General features: G+C 72.9%; 10 protein-coding genes. 9 read left to right on the forward strand and 1 reads right to left on the reverse strand.

From position 1 onward, the window contains the following. Positions 1-138 precede the first annotated feature (138 nt). The gene (gene guaB, locus ACWEK3_RS29285; RefSeq protein WP_361418683.1) at positions 139-1641 is read left to right on the forward strand and encodes an IMP dehydrogenase; all 1503 of its coding nucleotides are present in this window, start codon (positions 139-141) and stop codon (positions 1639-1641) included. 105 nt (positions 1642-1746) lie between these two features. Then, positions 1747-2871, forward strand: a complete 1125-nt coding sequence (locus ACWEK3_RS29290; RefSeq protein WP_365417072.1) for a GuaB3 family IMP dehydrogenase-related protein — start codon at positions 1747-1749, stop codon at positions 2869-2871. Between the two features lie 229 nt (positions 2872-3100). Here ACWEK3_RS29290 and ACWEK3_RS29295 read toward each other — a convergent pair whose 3' ends face one another. Continuing rightward, positions 3101-4309, reverse strand: a complete 1209-nt coding sequence (locus tag ACWEK3_RS29295) for a nucleotide sugar dehydrogenase (RefSeq protein WP_390727212.1) — start codon at positions 4307-4309, stop codon at positions 3101-3103. 300 nt (positions 4310-4609) lie between these two features. Between ACWEK3_RS29295 and ACWEK3_RS29300 the strand changes: the two genes are divergently transcribed. The 7 genes from ACWEK3_RS29300 (at position 4610) to ACWEK3_RS29330 (ending at position 18624) form a co-directional block, all read left to right on the forward strand. Then, positions 4610-6316 (forward strand): glycerol-3-phosphate dehydrogenase/oxidase, encoded by a 1707-nt coding sequence (locus ACWEK3_RS29300; protein ID WP_453250973.1) that lies wholly within the window; start codon positions 4610-4612, stop codon positions 6314-6316. Between the two features lie 256 nt (positions 6317-6572). Further along, the gene (locus ACWEK3_RS29305; protein WP_450540885.1) at positions 6573-8696 is read left to right on the forward strand and encodes a protein kinase domain-containing protein; all 2124 of its coding nucleotides are present in this window, start codon (positions 6573-6575) and stop codon (positions 8694-8696) included. A 177-nt stretch (positions 8697-8873) separates the two neighbouring features. Next, entirely contained in the window at positions 8874-11630 is a 2757-nt protein-coding gene (locus ACWEK3_RS29310) for a protein kinase (RefSeq protein ID WP_453250974.1), read from the forward strand. A 160-nt stretch (positions 11631-11790) separates the two neighbouring features. Continuing rightward, complete coding sequence (locus ACWEK3_RS29315) at positions 11791-13419, forward strand: protein kinase domain-containing protein (RefSeq protein WP_450540934.1); 1629 nt, start codon at positions 11791-11793, stop codon at positions 13417-13419. A gap of 74 nt (positions 13420-13493) precedes the next feature. Beyond that, entirely contained in the window at positions 13494-15152 is a 1659-nt protein-coding gene (locus ACWEK3_RS29320; protein WP_453250975.1) for a protein kinase domain-containing protein, read from the forward strand. Positions 15153-15221: 69 nt separating this feature from the next. Beyond that, positions 15222-16886 (forward strand): serine/threonine-protein kinase, encoded by a 1665-nt coding sequence (locus ACWEK3_RS29325; RefSeq protein ID WP_453250976.1) that lies wholly within the window; start codon positions 15222-15224, stop codon positions 16884-16886. A 124-nt stretch (positions 16887-17010) separates the two neighbouring features. Further along, the gene (locus ACWEK3_RS29330; RefSeq protein WP_453250977.1) at positions 17011-18624 is read left to right on the forward strand and encodes a succinic semialdehyde dehydrogenase; all 1614 of its coding nucleotides are present in this window, start codon (positions 17011-17013) and stop codon (positions 18622-18624) included. Positions 18625-18638 lie beyond the last annotated feature (14 nt).

An 18638-nucleotide genomic window follows, 5' to 3' on the forward strand; every position in this document is an offset into this window, starting at 1 on the left:
GCTCCGGATGAACGCGCGTCAAGGCGGTTCCGTATGAACATACGAAGAACGGAGCCGCCCAGAACCGTGGAATGAGAGAGCCGCGCTTCCCGTTAGCATGGACATCCGCACCGATCAAGGCCATTTGGGGAAGGTGTCATGACTGCCAACGTCGACGGAGTGCCCGAGAAATTCGCGACACTCGGGCTGACCTACGACGACGTGCTCCTCCTGCCGGGCGCATCCGAGGTGCTCCCCAACGCGGTCGACACATCGTCCCGTATCTCCCGCAACGTTCGGGTCAACATCCCGCTGCTCTCGGCGGCGATGGACAAGGTGACCGAGTCCCGCATGGCGATCTCGATGGCCCGGCTGGGCGGCGTCGGCGTGCTGCACCGCAACCTCTCGGTCGAGGACCAGGTCAACCAGGTCGACCTGGTCAAGCGGTCCGAGTCCGGCATGGTCACCGACCCCATCACCGTGCACCCGGAGGCGACGCTCGCCGAGGCGGACGCGCTGTGCGCGAAGTTCCGCATCAGCGGCGTGCCCGTCACCGACCCGGCCGGCAAGCTGCTGGGCATCGTCACCAACCGTGACATGGCCTTCGAGACCGACCGCAGCCGCCAGGTGCGCGATGTCATGACGCCGATGCCGCTGGTCACCGGCAAGGTCGGCATCTCCGGCGTCGACGCCATGCAGCTGCTGCGCAAGCACAAGATCGAGAAGCTGCCGCTGGTCGACGACTCGGGCATCCTCAAGGGCCTGATCACCGTCAAGGACTTCGTCAAGGCGGAGCAGTACCCGAACGCGGCCAAGGACTCCGAGGGCAGGCTGCTCGTCGGTGCCGCGGTGGGCGCCAGCCCCGAGGCCCTGGAGCGTGCCCAGGCGCTCGCCGCGGCGGGCGTGGACTTCCTGGTCGTCGACACCTCGCACGGCCACAACAGCAACGCGCTGAGCTGGATGTCGAAGATCAAGTCGAGCGTGTCCGTCGACGTGATCGGCGGCAACGTCGCCACGCGCGACGGCGCGCAGGCCCTGATCGACGCCGGTGTCGACGGCATCAAGGTGGGTGTGGGCCCCGGCTCGATCTGCACCACGCGCGTGGTCGCCGGCATCGGCGTCCCGCAGGTCACCGCCATCTACGAGGCGTCCCTCGCCGCCCGCCCGGCGGGCATCCCGCTGATCGGTGACGGTGGCCTCCAGTACTCCGGCGACATCGGCAAGGCGCTCGCCGCCGGTGCCGACACGGTCATGCTGGGCAGCCTGCTCGCGGGCTGCGAGGAGTCGCCCGGCGAGCTGCTCTTCATCAACGGCAAGCAGTTCAAGTCGTACCGGGGCATGGGTTCGCTCGGCGCCATGCAGTCCCGCGGTCAGGCGAAGTCGTACTCGAAGGACCGCTACTTCCAGGCAGAGGTCGCCTCCGACGACAAGCTCGTGCCCGAGGGCATCGAGGGCCAGGTGCCCTACCGCGGCCCGCTGGCCAACGTCCTGCACCAGCTCGTCGGCGGTCTGCGGCAGACCATGGGCTATGTGGGCGCGGCCACCATCGAGGAGATGGAGTCCAAGGGCCGCTTCGTCCGGATCACCTCGGCCGGCCTGAAGGAGTCCCACCCGCACGACATCCAGATGACGGTCGAGGCGCCGAACTACAGCAGCAAGTAGGCGGCACGCCGTGCAGGGCGGCTCCGGAAGCCTCCGGGGCCGCCCTTGCCATGGGTGTCGGCGATACTGGAAGACGCTGCAACGCATCAGGGAAAGGCCACAGACGTGACTGAGATCGAGATCGGGCGCGGCAAGCGCGGCCGCCGGGCGTACGCCTTCGACGACATCGCCGTCGTCCCCAGCCGCCGTACGCGGGACCCGAAGGAGGTCTCGATCGCCTGGCAGATCGACGCCTACCGCTTCGAGCTGCCCTTCCTGGCCGCCCCCATGGACTCGGTCGTCTCCCCGGCCACGGCCATCCGCATCGGCGAGCTGGGCGGCCTGGGCGTGCTCAACCTCGAGGGCCTGTGGACGCGGTACGAGGACCCGCAGCCGCTGCTCGACGAGATCGCCGAGCTGCCCGCCGGGACCGCGACCCGCCGCCTCCAGGAGATCTACGCCGCTCCGATCAAGGAGGAGCTGATCGGCGCGCGGATCAAGCAGGTGCGCGACTCGGGCGTGGTCACCGCCGCCGCCCTCTCCCCGCAGCGCACCGCCCAGTTCTCCAAGGCCGTCGTCGACGCGGGCGTGGACATCTTCGTCATCCGCGGTACGACGGTCTCGGCGGAGCACGTGTCGTCCTCGCACGAGCCGCTGAACCTCAAGCAGTTCATCTACGAGCTCGACGTCCCGGTGATCGTCGGCGGCTGCGCGACCTACACCGCGGCCCTGCACCTGATGCGCACCGGCGCGGCCGGCGTCCTGGTCGGCTTCGGCGGCGGCGCCGCGCACACCACGCGCAACGTGCTCGGCATCCAGGTCCCGATGGCCACCGCGGTCGCCGACGTGGCCGCCGCCCGCCGCGACTACATGGACGAGTCCGGCGGCCGGTACGTGCACGTGATCGCGGACGGCGGCGTCGGCTGGTCCGGCGACCTGCCCAAGGCGATCGCCTGCGGTGCCGACTCCGTGATGATGGGCTCCCCGCTGGCCCGTGCCACCGACGCGCCCGGCAAGGGCCACCACTGGGGCATGGAGGCCGTCAACGAGGAGCTGCCGCGCGGCAAGAAGGTCGACCTGGGCACGGTGGGCACGATCGAGGAGGTCCTCACGGGTCCCTCGCACACCCCCGACGGCTCCATGAACTTCTTCGGCGCCCTGCGGAGGGCCATGGCCACGACCGGGTACAGCGAGCTGAAGGAGTTCCAGCGGGTCGAGGTGACAGTGGGGGACTCGCAGCACAAGCGGTAGCCCCACCGCGTCCACGGCCCACGCCAGGGGCCCGGTCACCCGCTCATACGGGGCGACCGGGCCCCTTCGCACGTGCCGGGCGTCCGCGCAGGTCAAGTGGGGGCGCGTAGTGCGGGACGGGGGGCGCATGGTCGTTTTGTGGGACCGCATCCGGCTTCGGCTGGAACAGCACCGGCTTCGGCCGGGGAAGTTCCGGAGGAGGTGGATCTTGCGTTCGCGCGCGCCCCTTTCACAACCGGTGCGCCGCCCCCGTGGGCGCGGCTCCCCGTGTGTCCAGCAGCAGCTGGGCCTTCACCGACAGGCCCTGGAGGTCGTACGTGCGGTGCTGCTGGAGCAGGATCGTCAGGTCGGCGTCGGCCACCGCCTCGTACAGGCAGTCCGCGCGGGGCACGGGCCGGTCACGGACGCTCCACGCGGGCACGTACGGGTCGTGGTAGCTGACCGAGGCGCCGAGGCCCGTCAGCCGGACGGCGATCTCCTCGGCGGGCGTGCCCTGGAGGTCGGCGAGGTCGGCCTTGTACGTCACGCCTAGCAGCAGGACCCGGGCGCCCCGCGCCGACTTGCCGTGCTCGTTCAGCAGGGCGGCGGCGCGCTGGACGACGTAGCGCGGCATGCGGCCGTTGACCTGCTCGGCGAGTTCCACCATGCGCAGCCCGCAGCCCGCGTGGCCGGCCAGGTCCTGCGGGAATCCGTGGCCGCCGATACCGGGGCCGGGGCGGAAGGCCTGGAAGCCGTACGGCTTGGTCTCCGCGCAGCGCACGACGTCCCACAGGTCGACACCCAGGTCGTGGCAGAGCACGGCCATCTCGTTGACCAGGGCGATGTTGACGTGCCGGTAGTTGGTCTCCAGGAGCTGGACCGTCTCCGCCTCCCTCAACCCTCGTGCGCGCACCACCTTGTCGGTCAGCCGTCCGTAGAAGGCCGCGGCCGACTCGGTGCAGGCCGGGGTGAGGCCGCCGATCACCTTGGGCGTGTTGGCCGGAGTGATCTCGCGGTTGCCGGGGTCGACGCGGCTGGGCGAGTAGGCGAGGTGGAAGTCGCGGCCCGCCAGCAGCCCCGAGCCCTTCTCCAACAGCGGGAGGAGGAACTCCTCCGTCGTCCCGGGGTGCGCGGGCGACTCCAGGATCACGGTGGTGTGCGGGCGCATCTGCCCGGCGAGCGTGCGGGCGGCGGCCTCCACCTGGCTCAGGTCGAGCCCGCCGTCCGCGCCCCGCGGGGTCGGTGCGCAGATCACCGCGGTGCGCACCCGGCCCAGTTCGGCCGGGTTGGTGGCCGGCCGGAAGCCCCCCGAGAGCATCCGGCGCAGTTCGGCGGGGCTGAGGGAGCCGGACTCGTTCCCGGTGCGGTACCCGAGGGTGGGGATGCCGGCGGAGACGGCGGCCTGGGCCAGGGGCAGGCCGAGCGGGCCGAGTCCGATGACGGCGAGATCTGCGGGCATGGCGTGGGCGGTCCTTCCCAATAACCGAGGCGTGGGAGGCACGCAAGTCCTGTGGACAGGACGAGCGAGCGCAATGTCAGACTAGGAGTAAATATGACCGTTATGTGGGATTGACCAGCGTGTTTCTCGGTGCGCCCGCGGAGTTGTCCACAGGCCGAGGGCGACTGGTGGCTGAACGCGGGCAACCCGGTCAGAATTTGGGCATGGGCAGGAGGCGGGGGGACACGCTAGAGGCATGGGGGATGGATGCGGGCTTCGCCCGACGGGTGCGGCCGGCGCGACCGACAGTGGGAGGCAGCGGTGAGGACAGCGACACTGGGGCCGGCGCAGCGCGCCGAGGCACTGGCGGCAATGGCCGAGCGGGAGCTGGACATCCTGGTCGTGGGCGGAGGCGTGGTCGGCGCCGGCACCGCTCTGGACGCCGTCACCCGCGGTCTGGCCACCGGCATCGTGGAGGCGCGTGACTGGGCGTCGGGCACGTCGAGCCGGTCCAGCAAGCTGATACACGGCGGACTGCGCTATCTGGAGATGCTCGACTTCGCGCTGGTCCGGGAGGCGCTGAAGGAGCGCGGCCTGCTGCTCGAACGCCTCGCCCCCCACCTGGTCCGCCCGGTGCCGTTCCTCTACCCGCTCCAGCACCAGGGCTGGGAGCGCCTGTACGCCGGGTCCGGCGTCGCCCTGTACGACGCCATGTCGATGGCCCGCGGCCACGGCCGGGGCCTGCCGCTGCACCGTCACCTGACCCGCCGTCACGCCCTGCGGGTGGCTCCCTGCCTGCGGAGGGACGCCTTGGTCGGCGCCCTTCAGTACTACGACGCCCAGATGGACGACGCCCGCTTCGTGGCCACCCTGGTGCGCACGGCGGTGTCGTACGGCGCGAAGGCCGCCAACCGCGCCCGGGTCACCGGTTTCCTGCGCGAGGGCGAGCGGGTCGTCGGCGCGCGGGTACGGGACGTGGAGGGCGGCGGAGAGTACGAGATCCGCGCCAAGCAGATCGTCAACGCCACCGGGGTGTGGACAGACGACACCCAGGCGATGGTGGGGGAGCGCGGTCAGTTCCACGTCCGGGCTTCCAAGGGCATCCACCTCGTCGTGCCCAAGGACCGCATCAACTCCTCCACCGGGCTGATCCTGCGCACCGAGAAGTCCGTGCTCTTCCTGATCCCCTGGGGCCGGCACTGGATCGTCGGCACCACCGACACCGGCTGGGACCTCGACAAGGCGCACCCGGCCGCCTCCAGCGCCGACATCGACTACCTCCTGGAGCACGTCAACCAGGTGCTCGCGGTGCCGCTCGGCCGCGACGACGTGCAGGGCGTCTACGCCGGTCTCCGGCCGCTGCTGGCCGGCGAGTCCGACGCCACCAGCAAGCTCTCGCGCGAGCACACCGTGGCCCATCCGGTGCCCGGCCTCGTCGTGGTCGCGGGCGGCAAGTACACGACCTACCGGGTGATGGCCAAGGACGCCGTCGACGAGGCGGTGCGCGGCCTCGACATGCGCGTCGCCGACTGCGTCACCGAGGAGATCCCGCTGCTCGGCGCCGAGGGCTACCCGGCCCTGTGGAATGCGCGGGCGCGCATCGCCGCCGAGACCGGCCTCCATGTGGTGCGCGTGGAGCACCTGTTGAGGAGGTTCGGGACGGCGGCGCGGGAGGTGCTCGCCCTCGTCGCCGAGGACGCGACGCTGGGCGCTCCCCTCAAGGCCGCCGACGACTATCTGCGCGCCGAGATCGTCTACGCCGCCTCCCACGAGGGCGCCCGGCACCTGGACGACGTGCTGACCCGGCGTACGCGCATATCCATCGAGACCTTCGACCGGGGCACGCGCAGCGCCCGGGAGGCCGCCGAGCTGATGGCGCCGGTGCTGGGCTGGGACAAGGACCAGATCGAACGCGAGGTCGAGCACTACGAGAAGCGGGTGGAGGCCGAGCGGGAGTCGCAGCGCCAGCCCGACGACCTGACCGCCGACGCGGCCCGGCTGGGAGCACCGGACATCGTGCCGTTGTGAACCGGCCGGGGCCCGGCCCACCGTCCCGCGCGAGACGCACGACACGTGCCACGGGGGTCCGGCGCAGATTATGGCCGGAATGGTCCGAAGGGTCGGCACCCATGGCTTCCTTGTTGTCACGGCCCGTCATTCCCACGCGTACCACGGGCCGTTCGGCTCCGCCCCCGGGGTGCTTTCAGGGGGCCCCTGGGCGTCGCGTGCTTGTCGGGTGAGAGACAATGGAGGCTCTGTCAGGGCGGGTTGCATGAGGGGACGCATGTCGGACGCGGAGCGGGCGGGCACACCCCGTCAGGACACTCGTCAGGACTCTCTGCAGGACAGGAGCGAGCGTCTTCTCGCCGGGCGCTACCGGCTGGGGAAGGTGCTCGGCCGCGGCGGCATGGGCACGGTGTGGCGGGCCGAGGACGAGACCCTGGGCCGGACCGTGGCCGTCAAGGAGCTGCGGTTCCCGTCGAACATCGACGAGGACGAGAAGCGGCGGCTGATCACGCGCACGCTGCGCGAGGCCAAGGCGATCGCGCGCATCCGCGACACCAGCGCGGTGACCGTCTTCGACGTGGTCGACGAGGACGACCGCCCGTGGATCGTCATGGAACTCGTCGAGGGCAAGTCCCTCGCCGAAGTCATCCGCGAGGACGGGCTGCTGGAGCCGCGGCGGGCGGCCGAGGTCGGGCTCGCGGTCCTCGACGTGCTGCGCTCCGCGCACGGCCAGGGCATCCTGCACCGCGACGTGAAGCCGTCCAACGTGCTCATCGCCGACGACGGCCGGGTCGTCCTCACCGACTTCGGCATCGCGCAGGTCGAGGGCGACCCGTCCATCACCTCCACCGGCATGCTCGTCGGCGCCCCCTCCTACATCTCCCCGGAGCGGGCCCGTGGGCACAAGCCCGGACCGGCGGCCGACCTGTGGTCGCTCGGCGGCCTGCTCTACGCGGCGGTGGAGGGCACACCGCCGTACGACAAGGGTTCGGCGATCGCCACCCTGACCGCGGTGATGACCGAACCGCTGGAGGAGCCCAGGAACGCCGGCCCGCTCAGGGACGTCATCCACGGCCTGCTCAACAAGGACCCGGTCGAGCGGCTCGACGACGCGGGCGCCCGGACCATGCTCAAGGCCGTCGTCAACGCGCCCGAGCCGAAGGACACCGAGCCGGAGCCGCCCGCGGACGCGACCAAGGTCGTTCCGCTGCCCGAGCAGCCGGACGGGCGTTCCCGCAAAGGCGGTTCGGGACGTTCCGGCTCCGGTTCGGGTTCCGGGAGCAGGCGGGGCGAGGATGCGGGCGAGCGGCTGCGCGGGGCGCTGCGCTCGGTGCGCAAGGCCGCCGTGGCGGCGGGGCCGAACCCCTCGGCGGCAGCCGGGGCCGGTGCCGACTCGGCGTCCGGCGACACGGGGCCGGCGGGCTCCGGCTCCGCGGACGGAGCCGGAGCGAAGGCGGCGGAGGCCCGGACGCAGGCCGCGTCCACTTCGGACAGTGGTGCCGGTGGTGCGCAGGCGGGGCGGCCCGGTTCGGGGTGGCCCGTGATGACCCCGCCGGACCTGGACCTGCCGTCGCGCCCGGCGCCCAGGGCGTCGCTCACCGACGTGGTGCCGCGGCGGACGCTGGTGATCGTCGCGGTGGTCGTGGTGCTCGCGGTGATCGGCACCGTGCTCGCCTTCACGCTCGGCGGTGACGACAAGGGCGGCGGCGACAAGAACGCGGCCGGCCGCACGGCAGCCACCGCCGGCTCGTCCGCGGGCGCCTCCACCAAGAAGGACGCGGGCGGCGAGCCCGCCACGGGCGGGGACCGGTCCGGCTCCGAGACGGAGGCCGACGGCTCCGGCGGCACACCGGCCACGGACACCGACACCGGGAAGTCGGGCAAGGGCTCCGGCGCGGGTTCCGATTCCGGATCTGGTTCCGATTCAGGTTCCGGCTCCGGCGGGGACAGGTCAGGGGACGACGGCGCCGCCGTGGCGTCGACGTACAAGGGTGCTCAGGGCTTCTCCATCGGGCTGCCCGAGGGCTGGAAGTACGCGAGCACCGACTCCGCGGGGGTCCGCTTCACCGGCCCCGACGGGCAGCGGCTGCTCGTCGCCTGGACCACCACGCCCAAGGGCGACCCGGTGACCGACTGGACCAACCAGGAAAAGGGCATGGTGCGCTCTCAGTACCAGAGGGTGCGCATAGAGGCGGTGGAGTACCGCGGCTGGAACACCGCCGACTGGGAGTTCACCTACGTCGACGGCGGGACCAAGTACCGCACCATAGACCGCGGGTTCGTGGTGAACGACCACCTCGGGCACGCGCTGATGTACAGCGCGAAGGCCGCGACGTGGGACAGCGACCTGCGCAAGAGCACCTGGAAGACGCTGACGGGGACCTTCCAGCCCAAGAAGTAGTGAGCGGATCGGTCCCGCCGTCCGTCCCCGGGGTTCCGGGTTCGGCGCGGCGAGATCTCGCATCCCGTCATTGCGGGTTGCCTCCGGCACGTATCGTGAGTGGTTGCGGACCGTAAGCATCGGGAACGGGACGCGTGGCGAACGGAATTGACCGACCGTGCGGCCGGGGGAGGCAATGTGGACGACTATGCGGGCCGGGTTCTCGCCGACCGCTACCGCCTGCCGCTGCCTCCGTCCGACGAGTACGAACTGACCGAGACCCGGGCCTTCGACACCTACAGCGGGCAGGAAGTCCTGCTCCGGCAGGTGCCGTTGCCGGAGGTCGTCGAGGCCGAGGTGCTCGACGCGGACGGGCTGCCCGACGGTTTCACCGCGCGCGACGGAGCCTTCCGGCCGGGGCCGGCCCGTACCGGGCGTACGGCGGGCGATGCCCGTGGTGCGCGTGAGGCGACGCGGCGGCCCACCGATCCGGCGGTGCGGCGGGCGGTCGAGGCCGCGCAGGCCGCGGCGCGGATCCCGGACCATCCCCGGCTGGACCAGGTCTTCGACGTGTTCGCGGAGGGCGGCTCGCTGTGGGTCGTCAGTGAACTGGTCGCCGCGCGGCCGCTGGCCGCACTGCTCGCCGAGAAGCCGCTGACGTCGTACCGGGCGGCCGAGGTCGCCTCCGACATCCTCACGGCGCTGCGCGTGCTGCACGCCCACGGCTGGGTGCACCGCAACATCACCGCCCGCACGGTCCTCGTCTGCGACGACGGCCGCGTGATGCTGACCGGCCTCGCGGTCGGCGCGGCGGAGGAGGCCCTGTGCGGGTACGACCCGGTCCCGGTCCAGGACACCGGGGACGAGGACCATCCTGACGGCGTGTCCGGCACGCCGGGCGGTTCCACGGCCCTCGGTGCCTCGGCTGGTGCGGCCGGCGGGCCGGGCTTCGGCGGATTCACCGAGGTCACGGGCGGCGTCGGCGGTTTCGGGGGCGGCGGGGGTGGTTTCGGGGGCGGCGCCGGCACTCCGCCGGCGGATCCCGAGGCCGCGCGGCGGGCCGCGATCGAGGCGCGGGCGGCCGGGCCGCTGCCGCTGCCGGGCCCCGACGCCGGGCCAGGCGCGCCGGGCACGCCCGCGCGGCGGACGCCTCAGACCGGCGGGGACATCAGGGCGGCGCGGGCCGGGGCGATCGCCGCGTACCGCGCCGGCGCGCGGGCGGCCGCCCGGGTGCAGGAGGCACAGCAGAGCGCACGCGCCGAACTGCCCGGCGCCCGCACACCCGTCGAGGGCGAGCCCCGGGCCGCCGGAACCGCCACCCCTCCGGGCCAGATCGCCGATCCCTACGGCGTCCAGGCCCCCACCCGGAACGGCACCGCCCCGTACCCCGGAGCAAGCACGGCGCTCCCACCCGCGACCCCCGACCGCCCCACCGACGACGAGCCCGGCCCGCAGCCGGCCCGCACCACAGGACTGGGAGTCCCGCCCGCCCTCGGCCCCGGAACCACCCCCGGCTCGGCACCGGACCACGGCATCGCGGGCTCGGGCCACGGCGGCCCGGCCGCTGGTCACGGCACTTCGGGCGCCGGGTACGTGGTGCCCGCACAAGGCCGGGCCGAGCCCGGTGCGGGCGCGGCGGATGGCGCCGGGCGCGTACCGGCCCGTTGGGGCGATCTCGCCGTCGGCGGTCCCGTGCGGCGGGGGCCCGCCACCGCGCTGGCCGCCGAGCGGGCGCGGCAGGCGCGGATGGCGGTGGTGGGCCCGGTGACCGAGCGATGGGCACCGGAGCAGGCCGGACCCGTGCACGAGAACTGGCAGCTGGCCGCGCCCATCGGCCCGGCGACCGACCTGTGGGCGCTGGGGGCACTGCTCTTCCGAGCCGTGCAGGGCCACGCGCCGTACCCGGAGGAGTCGACCGCCGAGCTGGTGCAGATGGTGTGCGCCGAGCCGCCCGCGTACGCGGAGGAGTGCGGGCCGCTGCGTCCGGTCGTGGAGTCGCTGCTGCGTCAGGACCCCACCGAGCGCCTCGACTTCGAGGAGCTGCGCGGCTGGTTGCGCTCGCTGGTGCGCTCCGCGCCCGAGCCGGAGGCCGGCGCGCACGTCATCGCCGCCCCGCCCGCCGATCCCAGCAGGCTGCCCGTCATACGGCGCCGCGGCGAACTGGTGCGCAGGCGGCGCGCCGGGCTGCCCGCCGCACACGCACGGCACAAACGGCAGACGGGTTCGCCGCGGCGCCTGGGCCGCACGCTGCTCCTGCTCATCCTGCTTCTGATGGCAGCCGCCGTCGCCTACGCGATGCTGTTCATGCCGAAGGCCGACCGTGACGGCGCGGCGGGCGGCGACCGCACCGGAACGGCCGGTGAGGCGAGCCCCGCCCCGACGCGCTCGGGCGGCAACGGTGGGAGCGGCGCCCCGCAACCCGGCCGGACCTCGTCCGCGGCGGACGACAGCCCTTCGAAGACGGCCGGTTCGGCAGAGGCGCAGACGACCGCGCCGGACGTCTCCGACGGCTTCACGCTGCGCAAGGACCCGGCCGGTTTCCAGGTCGCCGTAGCCAAGGACTGGGCGCGTACGCCCGGCAACGGGATGGGTCAAGTGATCTACTCCCAGGGTGGGTTCGAGCTGATCGTGGTGCCCGGACGGGACACCGCGGCCGAGTTCGGCAGCGACCCGATGGCGTACCAGCGGGAGAAGGAGCGCGAGTTGCAGGCCTACCGGGACTCCAGCTGGGCCACCTCGACGGGCCTGCGGACCACCCAGGTCGGCGAACGGATCATGTCCGAGGGGCAGTTCACCTGGACGGACTCGAGCGGGCGGCAGCTGTACGTGCGCAACCTGGCCATCCTGACCGACGGCAAGTATCACGTGGTGCAGGTACGGGGGCCCGAGGCCCAGCGGGACCGGGTGACCACGCTGTACGAGCAGGCTTCGGCGACGTACCGGTACACCGGCTGAACCGCCGTAACCGTCCGAACCGCCGGAACCGCCCGAACCGCACACTCCGGGGAGCGACAACCGTCACAGTGGGGCCTTCCTGGGACCCCGCCGGTTCCCAGCAGGCGTGCCGGTCCATACCCTGAGCCTGTCAAGACCACTGCGGGGAAACGTGAATCAGATGCAGGGCCTGCTCCTCTCGGGCCGCTACCGGCTCGCCGACGCCATCGGCAGCGGCGGCATGGGCCGGGTGTGGCGCGCACACGACGAGGTGCTGCACCGGGCCGTCGCCATCAAGGAGTTGACCGCCGCGCTCTACGTCGCCGAGAGCGACCAGGAGGTCCTGCTGGCGCGCACCCGGGCGGAGGCGCGCGCGGCGGCGCGGATCAACCACTCCGCCGTCGTGACCGTGCACGACGTACTGGAGCACGACGGCCGACCGTGGATCGTGATGGAGCTGGTAGAGGGCCGCTCGCTGGCGGACGCGCTCAAGGAGCGGGACCGCATGGACCCGGCGGAGGCCGCTCGCATCGGCATATGGGTGCTGCGCGCCCTGCGCGCCGCGCACGCCGCCGGGGTGCTGCACCGCGACGTCAAGCCCGGCAACGTCCTCCTCGGCCAGGACGGCCGCGTCCTGCTCACCGACTTCGGCATAGCCCAGATAGAGGGCGACACCACGATCACCCGCACCGGCGAGGTCGTCGGCTCGGTCGACTACCTGGCCCCCGAGCGCGTCCGCGGCCACGACCCGGGGCCGGCCTCCGACCTGTGGGCGCTGGGTGCCACGCTCTACACGGCGGTGGAGGGCCTGTCGCCGTTCCGCCGCACCTCGCCGCTGAGCACCATGCAGGCGGTCGTCGACGAGGAGCCGCGCGAGCCGCGGCACGCCGGCCCGCTCGCCCCGGTCATCACCGCCCTGCTGCGCAAGGACCCGGCCGAACGGCCGCAGGCGGAGCAGGCCGAGCAGATGCTCGCCGAGGCGGCCGAGGGCCGCAGGCCGAGCAGCGCGCAGGCGTACGTGCCCACGCAGGCGGCCGGCCTTCCCCCGGAGACCGCCGCGCACCCCGCCCAGGGGTCGTGGCCGCCGGCCACCACCCCGCACCCGGTGTCCCCGCCGACGGCCGCCGGACCCGCGCTGCAGCACCACCCGGCCCCGGTACCCAGGCGCCGCCTGCGCACCCTGATCCTGGTCGTGGCGCTCGCCGCGTTCGTCGGCGGCGGCACCGCCCTGATGCTGCAGAAGTGGGACCAGGACCGGCGGCAGGATTCCGGCACCTCCCAGTCGACCCCGCCGCCGGAGCCCACCACGCCCTCCCCGACCACCGACGGCTCCGGCGGTCTCCCGGACGGCTGGGTGCGCGTCCGCGACCCCTACGGCTTCAGCATCGCCGTGCCCGACAGGAGTTGGCAGCGGCAGGTGTTCGACGAGGCGACCCACCAGGTCGACTACACCCCCGACGGCGGCAAGCACTTCATCCGCGTCGCCGTGGACGACACGCCGGACTTCTCCACCGGCCACGAGCACCAACTCGACCTGGACCAGCGCCTCCAGAGGCTGGTCGACTACCGGCGGCTGAGCCTGGAGCCGAACACCTACCGCGACTGCCCCGGCTCTCTGTGGGAGCACAGCTGGACGGCCCTGGCGAAGGACACGCCGTTCCCCGGCCCGCGCCACGCCATCGAGGAGACGTACTTCTCCCGCGACGGCGTCGAGTACGCGATCTACATGTCCTCGCCGGAGGAGGACTGGACGCGGACGCGGCAGCAGTTCCAGGCCGTGCTCCGGGGCTGGCAGCCGACCGCCGGCTGACCCCCGCCGGAGGCCGCGTTGTTGGCCGATCGACGTCCCGGAGGGGGGCCGGACGATGCGGCATGATGGGGCGTATGGGGATCGAGGGGGACGACTTCCGTGTCATCGCGGGCCGTTACCGCCTGGAGGCGAGGCTCGGACGCGGGGGCATGGGCATCGTCTGGCGGGCGACCGACCAACTCCTCGAACGGCGGGTCGCGGTCAAGGAACTCGCGTTCGACGAGACCCTGTCCGCCGAGGAGGCCGCTCTCCAGCGGGAGCGCACCCTGCGTGAGGCCCGCGCGGTCGCCCAGTTGCGGCACCCGCACATCGTCGTCGTGCACGACGTCGTCGTCGAGGACGAACGCCCGTACATCGTTATGGAGTTGATCGACGGTGGCTCGCTGGCCGACCGGGTCGCCGCGCGCGGCCCGGTGGACGCCGCCGAGGGCGCACGCATCGGCGTCGCCCTGCTGAGCGCGCTGCGCACGGCGCACGCCGCCGGTGTCCTGCACCGGGACATCAAGCCGGCCAACGTCCTGGTGGAGCCGGGCACCGACCGGATCGTGCTCACCGACTTCGGCATCGCGCGGATGGCCGGCGCGACCACGCTCACCGAGACCGGGTCCTTCGTCGGCTCGCCGGAGTACACCGCGCCGGAGCGGATGTCCGGGGCCAGGACCGGACCGGAGTCCGACCTGTGGTCGCTCGGCGCGCTGCTGTGCACCGCCCTGAGCGGCGAGTCTCCGTTCCGGCGCGACTCGCTGGGCGGCATCCTGCACGCGGTCGTCTTCGACGAGATCCGGCCGCCCGAGCAGGCCGCGCCGATCCTGCCCGTCGTACGCGGGCTGCTGGAGCGCGATCCGGACCGGCGGCTGGCGGCGGCCGAGGCGCAGCGGATGCTGCGCGCCTTCCTGGAGTCGGGCCGCACACCGGAGCCGCCGGGCCCTTACACGCCGACGCAGCGCGGCGTGCCCGTCGCGCCCCACGCGCCCGGGCCGGCGCCGACGGCCGCCGCCTCCCCGGCTTCCGCCCGGTACCCCACCCGGAACGTGCTGATCGCCGCGCTGCTGGTGGCCGCCACGGCCGGGGCGGGCGTGTCCGCCGTGGCGCTGCTGATGCACGGCGGTGGCAACGGCGGCGGTACGCCGACGAGTCCGGCCCCGGACACCTCCGCGGGCACCCCGTCCGGCACCGCCTCCCCGTCGACCACGCCGTCAGCACCGCCCAGCTCGCCACCCGGTTCGCTCCCCGGCCCGGTCTCCACGGTCACCGTCACCCGTGCCGCCCCGCCCGCCGTCGACGGCACCACCGCGCCCTCGGGCTACCACCTGGTCCACGACGCGGCCGGCTTCTCCGTCGCCGTACCGGACGGCTTCATCCGCGAGCCGCAGGGCGAACGGATCTTCTACGTGTCGCCAGGGGAGGCCTTACGCCTCGGCATCAAGGTCACCGAACCGGGAAGCGGAGGCCCGCTCGCGGTGATGCGCCGCGCGGACGCCGCGGGACCGGACACCAACCCCGGCTACCACGACGGCCGGGTCACCGCCACCACCCACCGCGGACACCCGGCCGCCCTGTGGGAGTTCACCTGGGACGGCTTCAGCGCGGCGGAGGGCCCGCGGCACACCTACGACCTGTGCTGGGAGCAGGACGGGCGGATGTACGACGTATGGGTGTCGGCACCGGTCGGCGGGGTGGGCGAGGCCAAGGAGCAGTTCGACGTCGCGGTCGGCAGTTTCCACGCACGGTAGGTCACGGGTCGGTGACCGGATACGCCGCCTGCTGGAGTCGGCGGAGGCGGTCGCGATATGGATGGACCCATGAGCAACCACGGGGGTGCCCAGCACGGGGCCGACGATCCGACGACTTTCGCCTTGCAACAGCCGGACACGCAGGGACGGGTGCCCCATCCGCACAACCGGTACGCCGAGCCCGCACCGGGCGTCGGGGAAGGGCAGCCGCACGGCACCTCACCCGAACAGCCGCAGGATCCCGGCGCCGGTCGGCTGATCGGCGGGCGCTACCGGCTGCTCGCCAAGCTCGGGCACGGCGGCATGGGGACCGTGTGGCGGGCCAAGGACGAGACGATGGACCGTGAGGTCGCCGTCAAGGAGCCCAGCGTCCCCGACCACCTTCCCGAACGGGAACGTGCCAACACCTTCGAGCGTATGCGCCGTGAGGCCCGCGCCGCCGCCCGGCTCGACCACCCCGCGGTCGTCAACGTCCACGACGTGGCCGTCGTCGACGGGCAGCCGTGGATCGTGATGGAGCTGGTGCAGGGCCGCTCGCTCGGCGCCGCGCTCCAGGAAGGCACCCTGGACGCCCGCGAGGCGGCCCGGATGGGCCTGGAGGTGCTCGGCGCGCTCGAGGCCGCGCACGCCGCGGGCATCCTGCACCGGGACGTCAAACCGGACAACATCCTGCTCGGCCGGCACGAGAGGATCGTCCTCACCGACTTCGGCATCGCCCAGATCGAGGGCGAGACCAGCCTGACCGACACCGGTGGCTTCGTCGGCTCACCCGAGTACATCGCGCCGGAACGGGTGCTGGGGCAGCGCCCCGGCCCGGCCTCCGACCTGTGGTCGCTCGGCGTGGTCCTGTACGCGGCCGCCGAGGGCGTCTCCCCGTTCCGCCGCAGCAACACCCCGGCCACTCTCCAGTCGGTCCTCAACACCACGCCCGCCCCGCCGGCCGCCGCGCGGGGCCCGCTCGCCGAGGCCATCACCGGTCTGCTGCACAAGGACCCGGCGCACCGGCCGCCCGCCTTCCGGGTCCGTGCCCTGCTGGAGGCGGCCGCCGCGCCGCCCGCCCCGGCAGCCACGCGGGTGGTGCGGTACGCCGAGGGCGCTCCCGGCGGGCCGCGCGGCCTCCGGCTCGGGCGCGGGGCGTGGCTCGGGCTCGGCGCGGCGGCCGTCGCGGCCGCGGTGACGGCGTACGTCCTGATCGCCCACCCGTTCGCAGGCCCGCTGCCCGAGGGCTGGGCGACCCATCAGGAGAAGGACGTCGCCGCGACGATCGCCGTGCCGAAGGACTATCAGAGGCAGGTACCGGACCGGAAGAACGACAAGAAGCACTGGGTGACCTACAGCGACTGGAGCGGCAGCATCACGGTCGGGTTGCGCCTGCTGAGGAAGTCCGAGGAACCGGAACGCTCCATCAAGGACTCCGCGGCCGCCCAGATGTACGACGACAACGGCACCTACAAACAGTCCGGCAACTACGAACTCGGCATGCCCGAGAACCCGACGACCCACCCGAAGGATGCGACGTACCAGGACAGGAAGGCCGCCGAGAACACGATCGTCTACACCACCAACGACAGTACGCACCCGATGCCGCGCGAGGTGCGGATGTTCTACTACACGACCGCCGAGGGCGACCTGTACAAGCTCACCGTCGGCTACCCGGGCAAGGGCGACTTCACCGAACGCGGGCGTGAGGTGGCGCGCGCGGCGATCGCCAACCTGGACCTCGATCTCCTGTGACAACGTCCTGATCAGCGCATTCGTTGCCAGTGATCACTGGCGCGCTGTGAGCACTCGGTGAATCCCGTGAATCCCTATTACTGACGGGTACACAAAGCAGCCCGACCGGCATACCCTGCGCGTCATGACGGACGCGCAGGCCCCGGCGAAGACCGGCACCAATCCCCAGGCCCCCGCCCCCGAGGGGGCCCGTACCGCCGCCGACGTGGTGACCCCCGAACTGGTCGCGCGGCTCACCAAGGGCGTCGCCGGATCCGGCCGGACCGCCAACCACACGCCGTTCACCGGCGACAAGCTCGCCGACCTGCCCGAGTCCACCCCCGAGGACGTGGCCGGCGCCTACGAACGGGCCCGCGCCGCACAGGCGGTGTGGGCGCGGGTTCCGGTACGGCAGCGCGCGGCCGTCCTGCTCCGCTTCCACGACCTGGTGCTCGCCCGCCAGGCCGAGGTCCTGGACCTGATCCAGCTGGAGACCGGCAAGGCCCGCCTGCACGCGCACGAGGAGGTCCAGGCCGTCGCCGTCGCCGCCCGGCACTACGGCCGCCGCGCCGTCGCCTACCTCAAGCCCAAGCGGCACACTGGCGCCATCCCCACCCTCACGCGCGTCACCGAACTGCGCCACCCGCGCGGGGTGGTGGGCCAGATCGCCCCGTGGAACTACCCCCTGGAGCTGTCCGTCGGCGACGCGCTGCCCGCCTTCGTCGCGGGCAACGCGGTGGTGATGAAGCCCGACACCGAGACCTGCCTGACCGCGCTGTGGGCCCGCGACCTGCTCGTCGAGGCCGGGCTGCCCGCCGAGGTGTTCCAGGTCGTCATCGGCGAGGGCCCGGTCGTCGGCCCCGAGGTCGTCAAGCACGCCGACTACGTCTCCTTCACCGGCTCCACCCGCACCGGACGCGAGGTCGCCCAGAGCGCCGCCGCCCGCCTGGTCGGCGTATCCCTCGAACTCGGCGGCAAGAACGCCATGCTGGTGCTCCAGGACGCCGACATCGAGAAGGCGGCGGCCGGAGCGGTCCGCGCCTGCTTCTCCTCCGCCGGCCAACTGTGCATATCCATCGAGCGGTTGTACGTCCACGAGGCGGTCGCGGACACGTTCGTCGAGCGGTTCGCGGCCCGTACGCGGGCGATGCGGCTCGGCACGTCCCTGGCGTACGGCGCCGACATGGGCTCGCTGGTCGGTGAGCGGCAACTGGCGACCGTCACCCGGCACGTGGAGGAGGCCGTCGCCAAGGGCGCCAAGGTGGTGGCCGGGGGCGTCGCCCGCCCGGACATCGGCCCGTACTTCTTCGAGCCCACCATCCTCGACGGCGTCGAGGCCCCGATGGCCGTGTGCACGGAGGAGACCTTCGGCCCGGTCGTCTCCGTCTACCGCTTCACGAGCGACGACGAGGCGATCGAGAGCGCCAACTCCACTGCGTACGGCCTGAACTCGTCCGTCTGGACGAAGGACGCCCGCCGCGGCCGCGAGGTCGCCGCCCGGCTGCGAACCGGCACGGTCAACATCAACGAGGGCTACGCCCCCGCCTACGGCAGCGTCCAGTCGCCGATGGGCGGCATGAAGGACTCGGGGCTCGGCCGCCGGCACGGCTCCGAGGGCATCCTCAAGTACACCGAGGCCCAGACCCTGGCCCACCAGCGGCTGCTGCCCATGGCCCCGTCGCTCGGCATGGACGACGAGCGGTACGCGGCGTTCATGAGCCGCAGCCTGAGGCTGATGAAGGCGTGCCGTTTCCGCTAGCGGCACCCCGTTCC

The organism is Streptomyces sp. NPDC004721, assembly GCF_053601495.1.

What these genes read in the sequence shown, in the direction of transcription:
- guaB (WP_361418683.1), top strand. Translation starts at nt 139, where the DNA reads ATGACTGCCAACGTCGACGGAGTGCCCGAGAAATTCGCGACACTCGGG.
- ACWEK3_RS29295 (WP_390727212.1), bottom strand. Translation starts at nt 4,309, where the DNA reads ATGCCCGCAGATCTCGCCGTCATCGGACTCGGCCCGCTCGGCCTGCCC.
- ACWEK3_RS29305 (WP_450540885.1), top strand. Translation starts at nt 6,573, where the DNA reads ATGTCGGACGCGGAGCGGGCGGGCACACCCCGTCAGGACACTCGTCAG.
- ACWEK3_RS29315 (WP_450540934.1), top strand. Translation starts at nt 11,791, where the DNA reads ATGCAGGGCCTGCTCCTCTCGGGCCGCTACCGGCTCGCCGACGCCATC.
- ACWEK3_RS29320 (WP_453250975.1), top strand. Translation starts at nt 13,494, where the DNA reads ATGGGGATCGAGGGGGACGACTTCCGTGTCATCGCGGGCCGTTACCGC.
- ACWEK3_RS29325 (WP_453250976.1), top strand. Translation starts at nt 15,222, where the DNA reads ATGAGCAACCACGGGGGTGCCCAGCACGGGGCCGACGATCCGACGACT.
- ACWEK3_RS29330 (WP_453250977.1), top strand. Translation starts at nt 17,011, where the DNA reads ATGACGGACGCGCAGGCCCCGGCGAAGACCGGCACCAATCCCCAGGCC.